The sequence below is a fragment of the Marinobacter sp. B-21 genome (genome assembly GCF_056857895.1).
In genome coordinates, this window is the sequence record NZ_JBSXNZ010000075.1 from 1 (window position 1) to 19,690 (window position 19,690).

The window sequence follows — 19,690 nt, forward strand, 5'->3', positions numbered from 1 at the left end:
AAACACTTAAGGCCGGTGACTGGATGACATCAGAGCGACATTGGCGCGCATACTACTAATAATTCTCATATCTGGGCGTAATGGGCTAACCGAGAAAATTTCGTGGCTGCTGCTTGGGGTGTTTATGAAATGTTCGGGCTAGCTCAACGGTGCGATGCTCGGATACTGGCAATTTAGCCAATTCACTTTCTAGGTGTGGAACGACCACTTCGTTCGCATAGGCAAAAACATAACTTTTCAGTCGTTCACTAAACTGCTTGGTTTTGGTACGACTTACGCCCCCTGCGAATGGGTCAAAGCCGTCCTCGAAGGCCCTGTAATCCAACGTGATATCGACATCCTCGGAAAAGCGATCAATCACATCGTAAACTTTGGAGAGCGATGTACCACCTTTAAAAGCCATCGGGTGCGCACCAGGCATGGAGAACAGCGCCTGCAGAGTCCAGCAGACCCATACATCCTTTTCCAAAACAGATGCACTGCGAGCCAGTTGAGGTGCAACAGTTTGAAGGATATCGCGTTGTTCCTCCGCGGAAAGTTCGAGAAATACCTGCTCAGCCATGGACACGGCCAGTCTCATATTGCCTGAACACCTCGCTCATCCAGGCCGGCATACGGGAGGAAAGCAACGTCTCGAACTCTTCTTCGCTCAACCCCTCTTTGATCCGCTTCACTACCTCGGTACTGATGTTGTTTTTACCCAGATACCAAAGAGCAGAGAGGGCCAAGCCAGGTCTTTTGCCCGCATGCTGAAGCTTTCTCTGACTGCTGGTGTGCACAAGCCTCACTTTAAGTTTACCGATGCAAATTTCTCGGGTGGGGCCACTAGTGTAGTAAACCGGTGCCGTTGGCATTTGCGTACTGAGCTTGAAGCGGCGAGCCGCTTCTGCCCCGTGAACCTGAATGGTTTCTCCATGCTCTTTCGCGATCACCTCAACCACACGCGACACGTCGGGCATCACCACCCCGACAAACCTGCTTTGCTTTGGCCGGACAAACACGCCCCTTGCAACCCGCTGAATCACACCCGCCTCTACTAGCCTAGACATAGCCTTATCCACAGCTGCGCGTGACCCGAGCCGAAGAAACCTTGTATTTGTAAAGGGCTCACCTTGCGGGAGCTTGACTATTTGACGCTCAATGGACTCTTTCACGGACATGACACACCTCCAAGCATTGTCAGAAAAACTACTACTTTTTCGGACACTATTCAAGCTTGATCGACGTGACAACATCGAGTTTTGCTGACGTATTGGCGGAGCTAAGCCTCATCAACATCCTGAATTATCACCTAGCAACTCAGAAATGACCTCAAAGACATAGGGGTAAATGCCAGCGCATTGCGAAGTTCTCGGACCTGCAACATTTAACGTCCCTATCTGATTATCGATGCAAAATTCCCGGATCTTCTCAACAGCCAGGCCCGGCTCTACTACAGAAATATCAATCAGCTTTAGCGGTTTCCGCTCCTTCAGAGCCATAGAAACAGTCAATGCTGTGCCGCCCTTGAGCTCGTCGCGATAGAAAACAAGCGTACCGTCGCCTGTCTGAACATTTTTTCGGGTTCGGGCTCGATAGCCTCCAGTGATTTCCGTAAGCGGGTAGCGCTCCGGTATCGTCCCATCCTCTGCTAGGCGCCCTTTTGGGCAAGCGCCCGCGATCGGGTAATCCCGGTCTATCGCCGCATCAAGTGCCGCGCGGTCGGCACCAGTCTGACCACCGCTAATGACTTTCATTGGATACTGCTTCATATCAGTCGTTTTCAATCTTTAAGCCTCCCAACGGCGATCAGATCTGTCGCCACATCCATCGGAATTGGATAGCCTTTCCACCACGCCACTCACCCAGTCGAGCGGCCTTTGAGTCTGACGATCAAAAGCAGGCCATACCTACTAATCAGACATTCATCAATGCTGTCATCGATCAATTCAGACAACGTCATCTGGAGTATCACAGGTTCGTTTGAAGCGGAACAAATCGAAACCTCCGCAACTGCCGAGAGAAAGCCCATGTTTTACACCGTCGATGAAGTGAGTAGCCGTTACAAAGTCTCAACTAAAACTATATGGCGCTGGGTCAGAGAGGGGAGATTTCCCCGACCGGTCAAGGTCGGCCCGGGGACAACTCGTTGGAGGGAGGAAGACCTGCAAGCTTTTGAAGAGGGCTTGCAGTGAGTCGTCACCATTGTATGTCGCAATACAAACAACCTCGCCTAATCAAGAAGCCACGCGGAAATGGCATTTCTCCGAGCGAATCGTGCTCGATAGATTTGATCGTAGCATGATGGCAGGAATGCTATTGTTTATTTAATTCAACGATGTAGTTTTCTCCGGACCCTAAAGCGTGTCCGATTTCCGGACACTGAAATCCTGACAATTCTGCACTCCCCGACCCGACAAAATTGGATCCAAATGTCCGTTTAGAGTGCCTGGAGGGCACCGATCAAATGTCCTGTTTCCGGACATTGGTTACCTGACAAAGGTGTGCCAAACTTCGGCGCTAATTGGCTTAAAATGCTGATATATCGGGGTTTTGGAGGCTGGTGTTTTTTGCTTTAGGCATTTGATCTTTCAGACTTTTCACCGATTTAGACCGGTTGCTGCCTACCTTCGAAGGCGCACTCCGGAGGCAAGGGTCAGAGGTCAGAGGTCAGAGGTCAGAGGTCAGAGGTTCGAATCCTCTCGGGCGGGCCATTATTTTCAAAGGCTTGCGTGAAAACGCAGGCCTTTTTTTGGCAGATGCTTACGTTTTTGTGATTCCGGAATACAATTTCTGCCCGCCGCCTTCGTTCATGAACGCGCTGGATTATGTTTACAACGAGTGGAACTACAAGCCCTGCGGATTTGTAAGCTACGGCGGTGCTTCCGGCGGCATTCGCTCCGCCCAGGTCGCGAAGCAGCTGGTCACCACGTTAAAAATGATGCCGATGGTGGAGGGCGTGATGGTCCAGATGCCCTGGGAAAGCCTGGATGACCAGCGCCGTTTCCTTGCAGCCGAGCATGGCACCGGATCCGCCGGTGCCATGCTGACGGAAATGGCGAGATGGGCAAAGGCGTTGAAGTCACTGCGCCAATCCGATTCGGAATGATTCACTGACCCAATCCACTTACCCGGTTAGCGTGCCGGAGGGCCGACCATTGACTATAGCCAGGCCCTCATCAAGAAGTTTCAGCCATGCCTGTTGATCAATACCCGACCATCACGAACCGACGTCAGAACCGGCAACTGCCCCAGCAACACCTCATAGGGGGATCTGCCCTGAAGTACGACACAGCGGGCAGGAAGCCCTTCCTCAATTCCGTACTCTTTCAGGTCAAGGGCCACAGCACCGTTCTCGGTGATCAGCTCCAGGCATCGGTCAATCCAGCCCATCCCAAGCATGTGGCAGGCGTGCAGGCCCACGTCCAGGGTCCGGAGCATGTTGCCGTTCCCCAGCGGGTACCAGGGATCGCGGATGGAATCCTGGCCGAACGCTACTTTCAGTCCCGCATCGAGCAGTTCCGGCACGCGGGTGAGGCCACGACGTTTCGGGTAACCGTCGAATCGGCCCTGCAGGTGCAGGCTCTCGGTGGGCATGGACAGGAAACGCAGGCCGGATTTCTGCAACAGCCGGAATAATCGGCTGCAATAATGGTCGTTATAGGAGCCCATGGCGCAGGTATGGCTTGCGGTTACCCGGGAGCCATAATCCAGCCTGAGCGCTTCGGCGGCCAGAACCTCCAGGAAGCGGGACTCGGGGTCGTCAATCTCGTCACAGTGCACGTCTACCAGAAGGTCATGATTGTGGGCCAATTCCACCAGCCAGCGTACCGATTCAACACCGTAATCCCGGGTGAATTCGAAATGGGGAATGCCGCCAACAACGTCGGCCCCCAGACGCACCGCCTCCTCCATCAGTTCCTTACCCTGCGGAAATGACCAGAGGCCTTCCTGTGGAAAAGCAACAATCTGAAGGTCCACTGTTTCAGCCATGCGCTCACGGACCTCAAGCACGGCCTTCAGGCCCGTAAGCGTGGGGTCGGTCACATCCACATGGGTGCGGACATGCTGAATTCCGTTATCGGCAAACAGTTTCAGGGTCTGCTCGGCCCGGCCGATCACGTCGTCGCGCGTCAGGCTGGCTTTGCGCTCGGACCAGCACTCAATACCCTCAAACAGGGTACCGCTCTGGTTCCAGCGTGGCTCGCCGGCGGTCATGGCCGCATCGAGGTGGATATGCGGCTCCACGAACGGAGGAATCGCCAGATTCCCGCCGGCGTCCAGCTGGTTTTCTGACGCATCTTCCGATGCATTCTGGGCAGTAATAGCACTGAACCGACCGTCGGCAATGGTCAGTCGGTACAAACCCTCGCGGCCCTGCAATCGGGCGTTGACGATGGCATTAAGACCTTCACTCATAACATCTCCTTACAGGTGTGCACTAACTATGATCCTGGAGGGCGTCTGTTAACACCGCCAATAAAACATCCCCGACTGTTTCCCAAGGATCCTTGCTGCGATATGCGTTTCGCTGGGCTGGCTGGCCAGTCCGTAGCACACATGCAATGGCAGAAGGTGCTCTTCCCGGGGGGTGACAGAACCGGGCGTGGGGCGCTCGCTCCCAATGAGTCAGGAGCTCGGCCCGCTCCGGCTCCTGCAGGGCAGTATCGCCACAGGTCTGTTCCAGCCAGTCCTCGAAGGCCCGATTGCAGGCCTGGATTTCCGCCGTCTGTTCCGCAAAGAAGGCCCGCATGTTATGGAACGAGAAGCCGGAGCCAATCACCAGCAGATTGTCGTAGTCCAGGGCCTGCAATGCCTGGCCAATCGCCAGGTGAGTGCTGGGGTCCAGACTGTTTACCAGCGAGAGCTGAATGCATGGAATATCCGCGGCCGGATACATCAATTTGAGCGGCACAAACAAGCCATGATCAAAGCCCCGCTGATCGTCAAGGCGGGCCGGAATTCCGGCCTGATCCAGTGCCTGATAGACCTGCTGTGCTAACGCCGGTTCACCCGGGCCGGGATACTCGATCTTGTAGGCCTCCGACGGAAAACCATAATAATCGTAGATCAGCGAAGGGCTGGCTCTGGAGGTGATGGTCGGCACCGACTCTTCCCAATGGGCGCTGATCACCAGTATCGCGGAAGGTTTGCGCAGGGTACCGGCAAGCTCCGTTAACCGGTCCACCATTTCACGGTGCCCCGAATCCCCCAGCAGCGGCATTGGCCCCCCGCCATGGGAAATAAACAGTACATCGGTGTCTTTGTTCATGGCGTTTGTTCCTCTGTTCAGAGTTCGCCCGGCCCCGCTGGGACAATACCACTCGGGTTCAGCGCCTTGATGGAATAATAGCCGGCCTTGATGTGATCAAGGTTGACGGTATTGGCAATGCCATCAAGCGCCAGTATCCGGTGCATGTAATCGTGCAGGCGTGGCATGGCGCGCTGGGTATTACGGTTGCACTTGAACAGACCGTGATAGGCCGCATCGAATCGCACCAGGGTCACGAACAGGCGCACATCAGTTTCGGTCAGTTGATCACCGAACAGATAGCAACGCCCATCCGCCAGCCGCGACTCCATGTCGTCCAGGGCGGCAAATACCTTGGTGTAGGCCTCATCATAGGCGGCCTGGCTTGAGGCAAACCCTGCCTGGTACACGCCGTTGTTCAGATCTGCGTAAAGATAGCCGTTAAGCCTGTCGATTTCGCCTGCCAACGTCGCCGGGTAAAGGTCCGGGCCCTGGTCCACAATCTCTGCGAAAGCCGTGTTCAGCATCCGCAGAATATCCGCAGACTCGTTATTGACGATGGTACCGGTTTGTTTGTCCCAAATAACCGGCACCGTGGCGCGGCCCGATATTTGTGGATCCGCCCGGGTGTACAGCTCGTGCATGTAGCGTGCGCCGTTGAGCGTATCCTCCTGCGCTCCAGGGTAGCCGCCGAACTGCCAGCCCTGGTCGGTCAGCCGGGGGTTGACGACGGTCACACCAATCTTGTCCTTCAGCCCTTTCAGCTCGCGAGCCATCAGGGCTCGCGATGCCCAGGGGCAGATGTAGGCCACGTACAGGTGATAACGTCCTTGTTCGGCCTTGAAACCTCCCACCCCGGTGGGGCCCGGTTTTCCATCCGGGGTAATCCAGTTACGAAAGGGAGAGGTCTGGCGAATAAACCGTCCTTCCTCGTCTTTCGCCTGCACCGGTTGCCAGTTTTCCTTCCAGATCCCGTTCACTAACATGGTTCAGCCCTCTTTGTGAAACAGGTTATCCACAGCAAACCGGCCTGCGCCCTGAATCGCTAAAGCAAGGGTGACGACAAACAGCGTGAGGGCATACTCGTAGCCATTATTGGACATGAACAGCCCGTTGCCGATGTGAACAGAGAAGATGGCCACCAACATGGTAAAGGCTGCAACCAGGGCCGCGGGACGTGTAAGCAGGCCAAGCACCAATGCCAGACCGCCAAAGAACTCGGCACCACCTGCCAGCAGCGCCATCAGATAACCCGGCTCCAGGCCAATGCTGGCCAGCCACTGCCCGGAGCCTTCCAGCCCGTAGCCACCGAACCAGCCGAAGAGTTTCTGTGCACCATGGGCAGCCAGTACCAGGCCAACCGGTACCCGCAGTGCCAGTGCGGCAAAGCCGCCGTTAGAGTGGAACAATGCCTTTGCAAATTGAGTGTTCATAATAGTCACCTCGAATCTTTCTCTGGTTGGTTTATCCCGAAGTCACTGCTTCAGGCGATGGACTCACTGTACTATCACCAAATCGAAAGACTAAGATGGCCATCATTGCTTTATTATCATTGATTCATTGATAATCAAAGAACACACCCAACAGGACACAACACCCATGGATCGTATCGACGCCATGCGCGCCTTCGTGACGGTGGTTAACGAAGGCACCTTCACCCGCGCCGCTGGCCGGCTGGACACATCGCCACAGCTGGTCAGCAAATACGTATCCCAACTGGAGACCCACCTGGGCGTGCGGTTGCTTAACCGAACCACTCGCAGAATCCACCTGACCGAAGCGGGCAGCCATTATTACCAACGTGCCCAGCAGGTGCTCAGCGACATTGATGACATGGAAAATCAGCTCGGCGACCTGCAAACCGAGGCTCAGGGCCTTTTACGAATAAGCGCCCCGGTTTCGTTTGCCATTCGCCACATGGCGCCCCTGCTGAGTGAATTCCAGAGAGCGCATCCCGCCGTGGGCATCGATCTGCAACTGAATGACCGAAAGGTCGACATTGTGGAAGAAGGCTTCGACATCGCGCTGCGCATCGGCCGCCTGAAAAGCTCCTCGCTGATCGCCAAACGGCTGGCGCCGGTGCGGCTGGTTCTGTGTGCATCACCGGCCTACCTTGAGCAATACGGCACCCCCGGTAAACCGGAAGACCTCAGTGGCCATCGATACCTGCGCTACAGTTACATGAACATGGACCCCGGCCACTCCCTACAGAAATGGCTCCAGGACAACAGCCGCGAAAGCACCCGGGGAATGGTCAGCAACAACGGCGACGTGCTTGTCGAGGCCGCCATTGCCGGCACGGGGATCGTCCTGCAACCCACCTTTATCGCTGGGGCTGCGATCAGGGAGGGCAAGTTGAAGGTCCTCCTGCCTGACCACGAACCGGAGCCAATGGCACTCTATGCGGTGTACGCACACCGGCAGTTGTTGGCAAGCAAGGTTCGTAGTTTTATCGACTTTATCGATGGTTTTTTTGGCGACCCTCCCTACTGGGACAGCTTTGAATGACGGATTCTGAAACTGACTGTTCAGCACTTTCCCGGCTTACTGTTCAGTACCAGGTAGCAGCCGTAACCAACGACCACGCCCCAGAAGGCAGACGACAACCCGAACAACGACAGCCCGGACGCCGTCACAATAAACGTAATCAGTGACGCCTCCCGATGACTCGCGTCCTCCAGCGCCGCGAACAGGTTGTTGGCAATGGCCCCAAGCAGGGCGAGGCCGGCCAGTACCGCCACGAATGCCGCAGGCAAAGAGGTAAAGAGCGCGACAATCGTGCCGGCAAACAGGCCGCCCACCAGGTAAAAAACGCCATTGAACACACCCGCAACGTATCGTTTCGAGGGATCCTCATGGGCATCCTTGCCGGTGCATATCGCAGCCGTAATCGCGGCAAGCACCGTGGTTATACCGCCGAACAATGCCATAGGCAGCGATACCAGGCTGGACACGGCAATAACCGGTTTCGCCTTCACCCGGTACCCGGCTCCCTGCAGAATCGCCATACCGGGGAGAAACTGCCCCGTCAGGCTGACCAGAACCAAGGGGACGGCCAGGCTCAGGGTGGAACCCAGATTCCATTCCGGCGTGATGAACTGGGGGATCGCCATGCTAAGGCGCACACCTGCTAGCGACGCATCCTCAAGCACCACCGCCAGCACTATCCCGACAATCAGAAGCAGAACCAGCGTATATTTCGGCACCAACCGCCGGAAGACCACGTAGGCCAGCAGCATGCCGATCGCCAGTGCCGGTGTGGATTCAATGGCGGTAAAAGCGCCCACCCCGAACTGGAACAGAATCCCGGCCATCATCCCGGCGGCCACGCCTTTGGGAATGGCTCGCACAAAGGCATCAAAGGTGCCAGACACCCCGATAATGAAGATGATCACTGCGGCAGTAATGTAGGCACCCACCGCCTCGTTCAGTGACAGCTCGGGGAACAGAGTCACCAGCAGCGCTGTTCCCGGAGCCGACCAGGCGGTGACAACCGGCGCCTTGAGCCAGAGCGAAAGCAGGATACCTGAAGCCGCCGCGCCCATTGAAATGGCCCAGACCCAGGACGTCATCATCTGGGCTGAAATATCCGCCACCGCGCCAGCATGAAAAAAGATGGCCAAAGGCCCAGCGTACGAAACCAGCACCGCCAGGAAGCCGGCAGCAACGGCGGATAACGACATATCACGGAAAAGCTGCGGCATGCTCAATTCCTTCTTATCTATTCTCCAAGAGCGGAAAAAAGCCCCGGACACATACGTGCCGGGGCAAACGAGGGGTTAGACTGTCAGTCTCCCTCAGGGGTGCATCAACGCTCCACAATCAATTAGTCGGGGCCAGTACCGCCTCTGCTTCCGACTGAACAGGCTTTTCAGCAAACCGCCGGCCAACCAGCGCAATAGCAACCGTGGCAATGACACCCGGTATTGCCAATGTCAGGAAGTTCACATGGTGTGGCAATGCCAATGCCAGCAGGGTACCACCCAACATGGGCCCGACAATGGCGCCGTTGCGGCCGATCCCAGAGGCCCAGCCCAGGCCGGTGGACCGGATGCTGATCGGGTAGTACTGGGCCACGTAGGCGTACAACAGGATCTGCGATCCGATGGTGGTTGCGCCGGCGATGCCCATTAGGGTGTAGAGAACCCACATTGGGTTTTCATAGCCCAGGGTGATCAGCGAACCTGAACCCAGGATGAAAAAGCTCACCAGTACCGAGCGCAGTGAGAAGCGATCGGCCAACCAGCCGCCACCCACGGCACCGATGATGGCTCCAATGTTCAGCACCATCAGAAACATCAGGCTGGAATCGAGCGGATAACCGGCCGCGGACATCAGCTTCGGCAGCCAGGAGCCGAGGGCGTAGACCATCAGCAGGCAATTGAAGAACGCCACCCAGAACATCAGCGTACTCATGGCACGGCCACCCCGGAACAGCTCCAGAACCGGCGCCTTGCTATCGGTGGTGGGTGGCACAATCAGTATGTCCTGCTCGTTAATGTCCTTGAACGGTGCCACTTGGCACAGGATCTCCCGGGCCTCGCCCGACCGCTTTTGGGCCATCAGGAAGGCGACGGATTCGGGCAGGAATTTCAGCATCAGGGGCAGCATCAGCAACGGTACAATGGCCAGGTAGAACATGATCTCCCAACCGTAGTTGGGCACGATCCAGATACCCAGGCCTGCCGACATCATGCCACCCACGGCGTAGCCGCTGAACATGAGCGCCACTAGAGTGCTGCGCTTGCGCGCCGGTGAGTATTCACTCATCAGCGACACCACGTTGGGCATCACGCCACCAATACCGAGACCGGCAATAAACCTCAGGATGCCGAACTGCCAGGGGGTGGTGGCAAATCCATTGATCACGGTGGTCACGCTGAACAGCACCACACACATCAGGATCACCTTTTTCCGGCCCCATTTATCCGACAGCATGCCGAAGCCCATGGCACCAAACATCATGCCGAACAAGGCGCTGCTGCCGAGCAGACCGGCGACGTAAGGGTTCAGATTCCATTGGTCCATCAGCAAGGGCAGGACCACCCCGTAAATCACCAGGTCGTAACCGTCGAAAACGATGATCAGGGTGCACCAGAAGAGTACCTTCCAGTGAAATTTGTTGAAGGTTGCGTTATCGATAACGTCGTTGACGTCTATGTTTCTCATGGGTCTGTTTCTCCGAGTGCTGTTGTTTTTGTCGGGAGTTCCGATGAATCTCGTTTTGCGTTAACCGCAGTCTCCGCCGGCCACGGGCAGAATCGTTCCGGTCATGTAACTGGCCGCATCCGAGGCCAGAAACAGGATCGGCTCCGCCTGCTCTTCCAGGGTGCCGTAGCGGTTCATAAAGCTGGTTGCGTTGGTCTGGTCGACCAGAGTCTGATACCAGGCTTTTCCCTGTTCGCCCTGTGCGTCGGTGTTGCGCGGAGTCAGCCGGGGCGGCGCTTCGGTACCGCCGGGAGCCGTCGCGTTAACGCGAATACCATGCTCGGCGTATTCGAAGGCGAGGTTCACTGTCATGGCGTTCACCCCACCCTTGGCGGCGCCGTAGGGCACCCGCATCAAGCCGCGGGTGGCCACTGAGGACACATTCACGATGACGCCACCTTTCTGTTCCACCATGTAGGGCAGAACTGCGCGGCAGCACCACAGAGTCGGGAACAGGGAACGCTGTATTTCCTTCTGGATCTGTTCGGGCTGGTAGTGCTCGAATGGCTGGGCCCAGATGGTGCCGCCGACGTTATTGATCAGGATGTCGATACGGCCATACTGCTCGTGGGCTTTGTCCATCACCATTTCCGCGCCTTCCCAGGTTTCCAGGTTGGCCTGCACGGCCAGGGCTTCAACGCCCTGGTCACGCAACTCGGAGGCAACACCCTGCACATAGTCCGCGATATCCACCAGAACCAGCCGGGCGCCTTCGGCTCCGGCCAGTTCCGCAACCCGCCGGCCAATGCCCTGGGCCGCACCGGTGATCACCATCACCTTGTTGGTGAAGCGCGGGTTCATGCGACTTTCTCCTCGGCAGCCGGAACGCTCGGGGTAAACTTCTCATAGTGGAACGAGTTCGGCTCGATACCCTGCTCACGGAAGTAGCCCAGCACGGCGTCTACCATGGGCGGTGGGCCACACAGGTAAACATCCACATCGCCTTCATTGAGCGGTGCTTTGTCCATGTGCTGGGTGACATACCCCTTGCGCGGATGGTTGCTGTCGGCGCCGGACACCACGGTGATGTAGCTGAAGTTCTCCAACTCCTCGGCAAAGCGATCCAGGATATCCAGGCACACCAGATCCTCATCATTGGTGACGCCGTAGATGAGATGCGTCGGCAGGTCGCAGCCGTTGGCCTTCATGTGCTCCAGTTTTGCCAGGAACGGCGCCAGGCCAGTACCACCCGCCAGCATCAGTACCGGACGCTCGATGGGTCGCAAATAGAAGCTGCCCATGGGGCCGGTCAGGGTGACCTTGTCACCGGTACGGGCCTTGCCCACCAGCCAGGAGCTCATCAGCCCGCCCGGCACATTGCGGATCAGGAAACTCAGATCCCGGCTGCCGGGTTTTGAGCTGAACGAATAGGCACGGGTCTGGTCGGTACCCGGCACCTGAATGTTCACGTACTGCCCGGGCAAAAAGGCAATGTCATCGTCCGCGGTGATTTTCAGTTCAATGGAGGTGGGCGAAATCAAGTTCACTTCAGCCACAGTGCCAGTGACTTCGGCATTACCCGTCTTGCACATGGTAGAAGCGACAGGCACTTCCACCACGCAATCGCTGGAGGGCACCATCTGGCAGGTCAGAACCTTACCCTGCTCGGCTTCCTCATCAGACAATGCCTCGTCGATGTACTCATCACCCATATCGAAATCGCCCTGATGGCAGGCACCCTTGCAGGTACCGCAAACGCCATCGGAGCAGTCCATCGGCAGGTTGATCTGCGCGCGGTAGGCGGCATCGAGGACCGTTTCGCCCTCATTACAGGACACAAAACGGGTAACGCCGTCTTCAAAGTTGAGTGCAATGTTGTAGCTCATGATGATGCTCTCCCCACCCATTACAGGTGATAGATATCAATTACCTGGTTGATGTAATCGTTGTTCAGGATCACCTTCTTCTCGGTAATCAGGGGCTGCTCACCGCTGACATCAAGGGTGTAGAAGGACGTACCAAAGAAAGTCTGGGTCTTGTGATACCGGTGACTGTTGGTCTGCCAGTTGAACCGCAGTTTTACCGTGTCACCGTTCCGCTCCAGGATTTCCAGGTTGGAGGTCAGATGGGTGGTCCGAGGCTCCGGCAGGGAGCTGGCGCCCGAACGCTCGGTCTTGATCCGGTAAACCCGATCTTCCAGGCCCTGTCGGTTCGGGTAATAGATCAGCGAGATCTCGGTTTGCGGATCTTCGGTCAGCTGGTCTTCATCATCCCAGGACGGCATCCAGTAGGTGACATCTTCGTGGTAGCACTGCAGCCACTGATCCCACTCGCGGTCATCCAGCAGGCGGGCTTCGCGGTACACAAACGCCTGAATCTGTTCGAAGGTCATGCTCATGCGGAAGCCTCCTCTGACGATGTGGTAGCGAGAGAAATGAAGCGGGCTCGCTCCGTTTCGACGGCCCTGGTCATCTCGTCCACCCAATGCTGATGGTGGGTCACATAAAGACCTTCATCTTCCGGCTTGGCACCACTCAGGATGGGCTTGAGGCCGATGGCACTGGCACCTTCGTCCGGACCTTCGATCCAGTGCTTGGCACCGCGGCTCATGTCGTTCCATTTCAGGCCACTGGCTTCGTAGCCTTCCTGGCAGCCCCGGAACTCTTCCAGATCGTCCGGGGTACCCATGCCACTGACGTTGAAGAAGTCTTCATACTGGCGGATACGCTTGGCGCGATCGGCTGCCGGCTCGTTCTTCGGAGCCCAGCAGTAGATGGTGATTTCTGTCTTGTTGACGGAAATCGGACGCAGCACGCGAATCTGGGTGGAGAACTGGTCCATCAGGTAGACATTCGGGTACAGGCACAGGTTTTTGGTGGTGCGCACGATAGAGTCGGCGCGGGCTTCACCATACTGCTCCTCCAAACGCTTGAGTTGGCCAAACACCGGGCGTACTTCCGGGTTCATCAGGCGGGTCCACAGCATCATGTGGCCGTTCTCGAACGAGTAGAAACCGCCCTCGTTGGACCAGCTCTTGGCGTCAACCGCCTCAGTGCCGCCTTTGTCGTAGTTGCGTTGCCCCATGGTGGACAGGTAATTCCAGTGCACGGTGCCGACGTGATAGCCATCAGCGCCGTTCTCGGCGGTCAGTTTCCAGTTGCCTTCATAAGTGTAGGTGGAGGCGCCACGCAGCACTTCCAGGCCGTCTTCCGCCTGATCAACGATGTTGTCGATGATCTTGGTGGTTTCGCCCAGGTACTCTTCCAGCGGCAGCACATCAGAGCTCAGGCTACCGAACAGAAAACCGCGATAGGATTCGAACATGGGCAGCAGCCTGAGGTCGTGGGAGCCGTCGGTGTTGAAGCTGTCCGGGTAGCCGCCCTTCTTCTGATCACGGGCTTTCAGCAGCTTGCCGTCGTTCTTGAAGGTCCAGCCGTGGAACGGGCAGGTGAATGAGGACTTGTTGCCACGCTTCTTGCGGCACAAGGTAGCGCCACGGTGGGAACAGGTATTGAGCATCGCCTTGAGCTCGCCATCCTTGGTCCGGGTGATAACCACCGGTTGGCGACCTACCGTCGTGGTGAAGTAATCACCGGGATTCTCCACCTGGCTTTCGTGGGCCAGGTAGATCCAGTTGCCTTCAAAAATGTGCTTCATCTCCAGGTCAAACAATTCCTGGTCGGTGAAGATGCTTCGGTCGCAGCGGTAATGGCCAGTGGTCGGGTCGGCTTCTACCACTCCTCGGATCTGCTTTTCGAGTCTGTCGAGTTGGCGAGTCATGATGAATCCTCCTTACGCGGCTTCGCCTTCAAGAGCACGCTTGCGCTCATGGCGGGTTTGCAGCTCGGATTTGTCGGTGGACACCAGCTGGATGTTGAACTCCACCTCGGTGAACGGCTTGTTCAGGCCGAACTGCTCGGCTTTGGCCGGATCGTCAACGCGGTTCGCCTCGATCACCAGCTCTTCCCGGGTTGCGAACGCAAAGTCGTCGTAGGTGTACTCATCGCCGGCCAGGTTGATCTGGGTGGTCAGGTGCTTGAAGCCCGGCTTGGAGATAAAGAAGTGAATGTGGGCGGGACGGTTGCCGTGACGCCCCAACAGGTTCAGCAGCGCCTGGGTGGAACCCTCTGGAGGGCATCCGTAACCGGACGGAATGATGGAACGGGCAGTGTAGCGGCCGTTTTCGTCGGTCCGGATACGGCGACGCAGGTTATAGTCGCTCTGGGACTGGTCGAAGTAGGAGTAATTACCCATGGTGTTGGCGTGCCAGACGTCAACCACGGCGTTGGCCACTGGCTGGCCTTTTTCGTCGGTGACCTGGCCACTCAGAATCATGGTCTCGGCACTCTCATCGGAACCGTCGTCCATACGGGCGAAACTGTCACTGATCGGCGCACCGGCCACGTAAAGCGGCCCCTCAATCGTTCTCGGGGTACCGCCATCAAGACCCGCCTGCTCGTCTTCTGCATCCATCCGGATATCCAGGTACTTGTCCATACCCAGGCCCGGCGCCAGCAGGGCAGCTTCGCCGTTCGCGCCCAGGTCACCCACGTAGTAGACGGCCTGCCAGAACTCTTCGGCCGTGACGTCGAAGTCTTCAACGATCTGGAAAATATCGTGCATCAAACGGTGAACAATCTTCTTCACCCGGTCGTTACCACCGTCCTGGTTGAAGCCGGCAACTTTCTCCAGCAGGTCCTTCACTTCCGCGGTTTGCATGGTTTTAACGGTCATTGTTGGTCTCCTCGTGCTCTTGTTGTTGTTGCTCAAACCAGCTCATCAGTTGGCAACGGTGCGTTGGGTTTTAACGGTCATCCTCGTGGATGGAAGATGGATGCCGGCACAGTGGCGCGACAGTGATATCCATGAAGGGGAACAACGGCAGGTTGCTGATCAGCTCCTGCAACTCGGCGTTGTCTTCCACATCAAAAATGCTGACGTTGGCGTAGCTGCCCGCCACCCGCCAGAGGTGACGCCACTTACCCTGCGTCTGCAGATCCTGGGCATAAGCTTTCTCCCGAGCCTTGATGTCCGCAGTCACTTCGGCGGGCATGTCGTGGGGGATGTTCACCTTCATCTCGACTTTGAACAGCATGTGCTTTCCTCCGTTATCGGAACGTTCCGGTGCCTCAGGCTTTCCGGCGATAGTGGGTGAGCTTGTCTTCATCAATTTCCACACCCAGGCCCGGGCCCTGTGGCAGTTCCACGCCGTTGTTGTGGAAATTCAGCGGCTTGACCACGATGTCGTCCTTCATCAACAGCGGGCCGAACATTTCGGTGCCCCAGTGCAGGTTCTCCAGGGTTGACCAGGCATGCAGGGCGACGGCTGTGCCGATGGTGCCTTCGAGCAGGGTGCCGCCGTACAGGCCGATACCCGCAGCCTGGGCCACGACGGCCTGTTCCAGGGCTCGGGCGGGGCCACCCGCTTTGGCAATCTTCATGGCAACCGCACCGGCAAAGCCGGCGGCGGCCAGGTTGTACATATCCTTGGCGTCCGCCACCGCCTCGTCGGCCAGAATAGGCAGATGGAATTTCTCGGAAAGTCGTACCAGCGCGGCGTAATCCTTCATGGGCGTCGGCTGCTCCACCAGATCGATACCGGCGGCCTGCAACTCGGCCATACCTTTGGCGGCGGTGGCTTCGTCCCAGGCCTGGTTGACGTCGACACGCACGCTGGCGCTTTCACCGACTGCCTCTTTAATGGCAGCCACATGGCGAACGTCTTCCATCAGCTCTCGGGAACCAATCTTGAGCTTGAAGTCGCAATGGCGGCGGGTTTCGATCAGGCTCAGCGCCTCTTCGATATCCCTGGCGGTATCGCCGCTGGCCAAGGTCCAGAGCACCGGCATGTGCTGGTGAATCGCTCCACCGAGCAGATCGGATACCGGGCGATTCAGACGCTTGCCCTGCAGATCCAGCAGCGCTGTCTCGATGGCCGACTTCGCCAGGTTGTTACCGCGGGTTGAGCGGTCCAGCATTACCCTCAGGGTATTGATGTTACCCACAGGCTGGCCAATCAGTTGCGACTTGAAATAGGTATCAATGGTAAGCTTTACGCTTTCGGGACTTTCCGGGCCGTAGGCCAGTCCACCAATCGTGGTCGCCTCACCCAGTCCCTCAAGACCGCCGGAGTCTTTCATCCGCACGATCACCATGCTCTGAACCCCCATGGTTGTCATGGATAGCTTGTGAGGGCGGATGGTCGGAATATCGACCAGGATCGCTTCAATGGACTGAATGGTGGCGGACATGTGCTCTCCGAATCGCAAGTAAAAAAGCCTGTGATTCGAACAGTACGAAGTTTCCGTTATGTGAACCAATATTGATTAAGTAATAACCGATACCTTGGAGGTATGGATGGAGCTGCGACACTTGCGGTACTTCGTTGCCGTGGCAGAGGCGGGCAACCTGACCCGGGCGGCAGAAAAACTGTTTATTGCGCAACCACCGCTGACCCGGGCCATCAAACAGCTGGAAGAAGAGATCGGGGTGGAATTGTTTATCCGCAAACCCCGAGGACTGGAGCTAACCACGGGCGGGGAATATTTTCTGGAGCAGGCCCAGCAGATTCTGGACAAGGTGGGCGCCACCGTTGAGGACACCCGCCGTATTGCCCAGCACCGGAAAACCATTTTTTCAATTGGCTTCGTCCCGTCCGTGTTCTATGGGCAATTGCCACTGATGGTGCGCCGGCTGCGCCAGAACAAGAACCTGGAAATTGTGCTGCACGAACTGAAAACCCGCGAGCAGGTTGAGGCACTCAAGTCCGGCAAAATCGATATCGGTTTCGGCCGACTGAGAATTGAAGACCCGGATGTGGAGCAGGAAAACCTGTTTGATGAGCCGATCATCGCGGCCATCCCGGCCGGCCATCAGCTAACCGGTCACCCGCCCTCCATGAAAGAGCTCTCGGAGTGGCCAATGGTCACCTTCCCTTCCGGCCCCGGGCCGAACTTTGCCGACATCACCCAGGGGCTGTTTCACCGTCGCGGCCTGAAAATCCATGTCAGCCAGCAGGTCAACGACCTTCAAACAGCGCTGTCTCTGGTGGCATCGGATATGGGGTTTACGCTGGTTCCTGAACAGGTCCGAAAGCTAAACCGCGAGGGCGTGGAATACATGCCACTGGAGGACAACAACATCACCACCCCGGTGATCGCCTCACGCCGGCGCGGAGAGAATCCGAATGCCGTTATGCGGCTGGCCAATACCATTCTGGGTGAGCTGGTGGAAAACCGGCTGACAGGGCGCTACCCGTAATCCAACACATTCATCGTGTCGTCCGCCGCACTGCCTCAGCCGCTTCCTGCAACCGCGGCAGGTAGACATTTATCAAAGTCTCCATATCCACTCGCGCGGCATTGGTGCTGATATTGATCGCGCCAAGCAGTTCACCACTGCCGGCAAACACCGGCACCGCCACAGAGCGCAACCCCGAATCCAGCTCCTGGTCGACAATGGAGTAGCCCTGCTCACGAGCCTGGTCGATGGCGCAGCGCAGCGCAGCTTTGTCGATAACCGATGACTCGGTGAAACGCTCCAGCCGGATTCGGTCCAGAAACGCAGCCAGCTCCGATTCCGGCAGCTGTGCCAGCAACACCCGCCCCATGGACGTGTAGGCCGCAGGCAAGCGCGTACCCACCGAGAGCGTAATCGCCATCAGTCGATGCCGCGCCGCCGAGCGCACCACGTAGACCACATCGTCGCCATCCAATACCGCCAGGGAAGAGGATTCACCAAGCTCGGCAGTGATGTCTTCCAGGTATTGCTGAATCACCGCCCGATACTGGTTCGACGCCTGATAGGCGTAGCCCAGCTGCAGCACCCGAGGCGTCAGCTCGAATTGGCGGCCGGTACGCTTCACGAAACCCAGAGCGTGCAGGGTCAGCAGAAATCGACGGGCCTTGGCCCGATCCATGTCGGTCCTGGCGGCCACTTCACTGAGCGTCATGCGCGGATGCTCACCATCAAACGCCTGCAACACGTCCAGCCCGGAGGCCAGCGCCCCCACGTAATCCCGGTCTCCCGGCTTGAGAATCTGTTCGTCCATTCCGGCTCCTTCAGCGCCTTGGCAAGTCGATGTCAGCGCATGGTATCAGCTAGTTCGCTCTCCGAACATCCGTGCATTTCTGCCAACTGGTGAAAATTTGTACTTGACGACGGTAAAACCTTTGAGCCATTATGTTCGCATATTGAACTTATGTTCGCATATCGAACTTATCAACCGAAACACGATGGAGACACTGCGATGGCTGAATTTCTCTCTCTCCAGGAAGCGGTAAGCAAACACATCAACAACGGCGACACCGTTGCGATGGAAGGCTTTACCCACCTGATTCCATTCGCTGCGGGCCACGAAATCATCCGCCAGGGCAAGCGCGACCTGACACTCATCCGGATGACTCCGGACCTGGTGTATGATCAGATGATTGGCGCCGGCTGTGCGAAGAAGCTGATTTTCTCCTGGGGCGGCAACCCGGGCGTGGGTTCCCTGCATCGCCTGCGGGACGCCGTTGAAAAAGGCTGGCCGAACAAGCTGGAAATCCTTGAGCACAGTCATGCCGCCATGGCCAACGCCTATGAAGCCGGCGCAGCCGGACTGCCGTTTGCGGTGCTGCGTGGCTATGTGGGCAGCGACCTGCCAAAGGTGAATGACCAGATCAAATTCATTGACTGCCCGTTCACCGGCGAGCGCCTGGCCGCTGTACCATCCATTCGCCCGGATGTCGCCGTCATACACGCCCAGCGGGCCGACCGGAAAGGTAACGTGCTGATTGAAGGCATTGTAGGCATCCAGAAGGAAGTGGTGCTGGCCGCCAAGCGCAGCATCGTCACCGTGGAAGAGGTTGTCGACGACCTCGGCGCCTCTGTAAACGCCTGCGTACTGCCATCCTGGGCGATAACCGCCATCGCCGAAGCTCCGAAAGGTGCCAAGCCTTCCTATGCCCTGGGCTACTACGACCGGGACAACGCCTTCTACAAGGACTGGGATGGCATTGCCCGTGACCGCGACACCTTCCAGGCCTGGCTGAAAGACAACGTATTTGAGAAAGGAGCTGCGTGATGAGCCTTGAATTTACCTCTTCGGAAATGATGAGCGTCACTGCCGCCCGGGCACTGACCAGCGACATGACCTGCTTCGTGGGCATTGGCCTGCCCAGCGAGGCGGCTAACCTGGCGCGCCTGACCCATGCGCCCGATGTAACGCTGATCTACGAATCCGGCACCCTGCAGACCAAACCGGATGTGCTTCCGCTTTCCATCGGTGATGGCGAGCTGTGTGAATCTGCGCTGACCACAGTGTCGGTACCG

23 protein-coding genes are annotated in these 19,690 nt (G+C 57.3%); 6 read left to right on the plus strand and 17 right to left on the minus strand.

Annotated features, from left to right (window positions below; all coding sequences use genetic code 11):
* Positions 1-85 precede the first annotated feature (85 nt).
* From AC13C0_RS11585 to AC13C0_RS11595, 3 genes are all read right to left on the minus strand, one after another.
* Positions 86-562, minus strand: a complete 477-nt coding sequence (locus tag AC13C0_RS11585; RefSeq protein ID WP_482954412.1) for a nucleotidyl transferase AbiEii/AbiGii toxin family protein — start codon at positions 560-562, stop codon at positions 86-88.
* Entirely contained in the window at positions 555-1,160 is a 606-nt protein-coding gene (locus tag AC13C0_RS11590; RefSeq protein WP_011783945.1) for a DUF6088 family protein, read from the minus strand. The genes AC13C0_RS11585 and AC13C0_RS11590 overlap by 8 nt, the downstream gene beginning before the upstream one ends.
* Before the next feature lie 111 nt (positions 1,161-1,271).
* Positions 1,272-1,766, minus strand: coding sequence for a putative molybdenum carrier protein (locus tag AC13C0_RS11595; protein ID WP_236040533.1), 495 nt, complete (start codon positions 1,764-1,766; stop codon positions 1,272-1,274).
* A gap of 243 nt (positions 1,767-2,009) precedes the next feature.
* Between AC13C0_RS11595 and AC13C0_RS11600 the strand changes: the two genes are divergently transcribed.
* Positions 2,010-2,174 carry a helix-turn-helix transcriptional regulator gene (locus AC13C0_RS11600; RefSeq protein ID WP_081432094.1) on the plus strand — a complete coding sequence of 55 codons (165 nt, stop codon included), beginning with the start codon at positions 2,010-2,012 and terminating at the stop codon, positions 2,172-2,174.
* Positions 2,175-2,731: 557 nt separating this feature from the next.
* Positions 2,732-3,088 (plus strand): NADPH-dependent FMN reductase, encoded by a 357-nt coding sequence (locus AC13C0_RS11605; protein WP_482954413.1) that lies wholly within the window; start codon positions 2,732-2,734, stop codon positions 3,086-3,088.
* A gap of 80 nt (positions 3,089-3,168) precedes the next feature.
* Here the strand turns inward: AC13C0_RS11605 and codA are convergent, their stop codons facing one another.
* The 4 genes from codA to AC13C0_RS11625 are packed head-to-tail and all read right to left on the minus strand — an operon-like array spanning position 3,169 to position 6,663.
* Positions 3,169-4,398: a cytosine deaminase gene (gene codA, locus AC13C0_RS11610; protein WP_482954414.1), complete on the minus strand. Its 1,230-nt coding sequence runs from the start codon at positions 4,396-4,398 to the stop codon at positions 3,169-3,171.
* 22 nt (positions 4,399-4,420) lie between these two features.
* Positions 4,421-5,251, minus strand: a complete 831-nt coding sequence (locus tag AC13C0_RS11615; protein ID WP_482954415.1) for a DODA-type extradiol aromatic ring-opening family dioxygenase — start codon at positions 5,249-5,251, stop codon at positions 4,421-4,423.
* Between the two features lie 17 nt (positions 5,252-5,268).
* Positions 5,269-6,216, minus strand: a complete 948-nt coding sequence (locus AC13C0_RS11620; protein ID WP_482954416.1) for a glutathione S-transferase family protein — start codon at positions 6,214-6,216, stop codon at positions 5,269-5,271.
* A 3-nt stretch (positions 6,217-6,219) separates the two neighbouring features.
* Complete coding sequence (locus tag AC13C0_RS11625; protein ID WP_482954417.1) at positions 6,220-6,663, minus strand: DoxX family protein; 444 nt, start codon at positions 6,661-6,663, stop codon at positions 6,220-6,222.
* A gap of 166 nt (positions 6,664-6,829) precedes the next feature.
* Here AC13C0_RS11625 and AC13C0_RS11630 point away from each other — a divergent pair, with 166 nt between their 5' ends.
* Complete coding sequence (locus AC13C0_RS11630) at positions 6,830-7,738, plus strand: LysR family transcriptional regulator (RefSeq protein ID WP_482954418.1); 909 nt, start codon at positions 6,830-6,832, stop codon at positions 7,736-7,738.
* A 20-nt stretch (positions 7,739-7,758) separates the two neighbouring features.
* On the opposite strand, the gene AC13C0_RS11635 is transcribed toward AC13C0_RS11630, so the two are convergent.
* The 9 genes from AC13C0_RS11635 to AC13C0_RS11675 all read right to left on the minus strand — a co-directional run bounded on the left by AC13C0_RS11635 (position 7,759) and on the right by AC13C0_RS11675 (position 16,629).
* Positions 7,759-8,934 carry a benzoate/H(+) symporter BenE family transporter gene (locus AC13C0_RS11635; protein WP_482954419.1) on the minus strand — a complete coding sequence of 392 codons (1,176 nt, stop codon included), beginning with the start codon at positions 8,932-8,934 and terminating at the stop codon, positions 7,759-7,761.
* Between the two features lie 118 nt (positions 8,935-9,052).
* The gene (locus AC13C0_RS11640) at positions 9,053-10,399 is read right to left on the minus strand and encodes an MFS transporter (RefSeq protein ID WP_482954420.1); all 1,347 of its coding nucleotides are present in this window, start codon (positions 10,397-10,399) and stop codon (positions 9,053-9,055) included.
* A 60-nt stretch (positions 10,400-10,459) separates the two neighbouring features.
* A complete protein-coding gene (gene benD / locus AC13C0_RS11645) occupies positions 10,460-11,239 on the minus strand; it encodes a benzoate diol dehydrogenase BenD (protein ID WP_482954421.1) in 780 nt (259 codons plus the stop codon).
* Positions 11,236-12,264, minus strand: coding sequence for a benzoate 1,2-dioxygenase electron transfer component BenC (gene benC / locus AC13C0_RS11650; RefSeq protein WP_482954422.1), 1,029 nt, complete (start codon positions 12,262-12,264; stop codon positions 11,236-11,238). The genes benD and benC overlap by 4 nt, the downstream gene beginning before the upstream one ends.
* A gap of 20 nt (positions 12,265-12,284) precedes the next feature.
* Positions 12,285-12,776: a benzoate 1,2-dioxygenase small subunit gene (gene benB, locus AC13C0_RS11655; protein WP_482954423.1), complete on the minus strand. Its 492-nt coding sequence runs from the start codon at positions 12,774-12,776 to the stop codon at positions 12,285-12,287.
* A complete protein-coding gene (locus tag AC13C0_RS11660) occupies positions 12,773-14,158 on the minus strand; it encodes a Rieske 2Fe-2S domain-containing protein (protein WP_482954424.1) in 1,386 nt (461 codons plus the stop codon). Before AC13C0_RS11660 ends, benB begins: the two co-directional genes overlap by 4 nt.
* 12 nt (positions 14,159-14,170) lie before the next feature.
* A complete protein-coding gene (catA, locus tag AC13C0_RS11665) occupies positions 14,171-15,112 on the minus strand; it encodes a catechol 1,2-dioxygenase (protein WP_482954425.1) in 942 nt (313 codons plus the stop codon).
* Between the two features lie 70 nt (positions 15,113-15,182).
* Positions 15,183-15,473, minus strand: coding sequence for a muconolactone Delta-isomerase (gene catC / locus AC13C0_RS11670; protein WP_482954426.1), 291 nt, complete (start codon positions 15,471-15,473; stop codon positions 15,183-15,185).
* A gap of 34 nt (positions 15,474-15,507) precedes the next feature.
* Positions 15,508-16,629, minus strand: a complete 1,122-nt coding sequence (locus AC13C0_RS11675; RefSeq protein ID WP_482954427.1) for a muconate/chloromuconate family cycloisomerase — start codon at positions 16,627-16,629, stop codon at positions 15,508-15,510.
* 106 nt (positions 16,630-16,735) lie between these two features.
* Here AC13C0_RS11675 and AC13C0_RS11680 point away from each other — a divergent pair, with 106 nt between their 5' ends.
* Positions 16,736-17,638 (plus strand): LysR family transcriptional regulator, encoded by a 903-nt coding sequence (locus tag AC13C0_RS11680; protein WP_482954428.1) that lies wholly within the window; start codon positions 16,736-16,738, stop codon positions 17,636-17,638.
* A 10-nt stretch (positions 17,639-17,648) separates the two neighbouring features.
* On the opposite strand, the gene AC13C0_RS11685 is transcribed toward AC13C0_RS11680, so the two are convergent.
* On the minus strand, positions 17,649-18,428 hold the full coding sequence (locus AC13C0_RS11685) for an IclR family transcriptional regulator domain-containing protein (protein ID WP_482954429.1): 780 nt from the start codon (positions 18,426-18,428) through the stop codon (positions 17,649-17,651).
* A gap of 198 nt (positions 18,429-18,626) precedes the next feature.
* Between AC13C0_RS11685 and AC13C0_RS11690 the strand changes: the two genes are divergently transcribed.
* Both AC13C0_RS11690 and AC13C0_RS11695 read left to right on the plus strand, forming a co-directional pair.
* Positions 18,627-19,442, plus strand: a complete 816-nt coding sequence (locus tag AC13C0_RS11690) for a CoA transferase subunit A (protein WP_482954430.1) — start codon at positions 18,627-18,629, stop codon at positions 19,440-19,442.
* Positions 19,442-19,690: CoA-transferase (locus tag AC13C0_RS11695; RefSeq protein ID WP_482954431.1), on the plus strand; the 249-nt coding region annotated here is incomplete at its 3' end. The genes AC13C0_RS11690 and AC13C0_RS11695, both read left to right, overlap by 1 nt.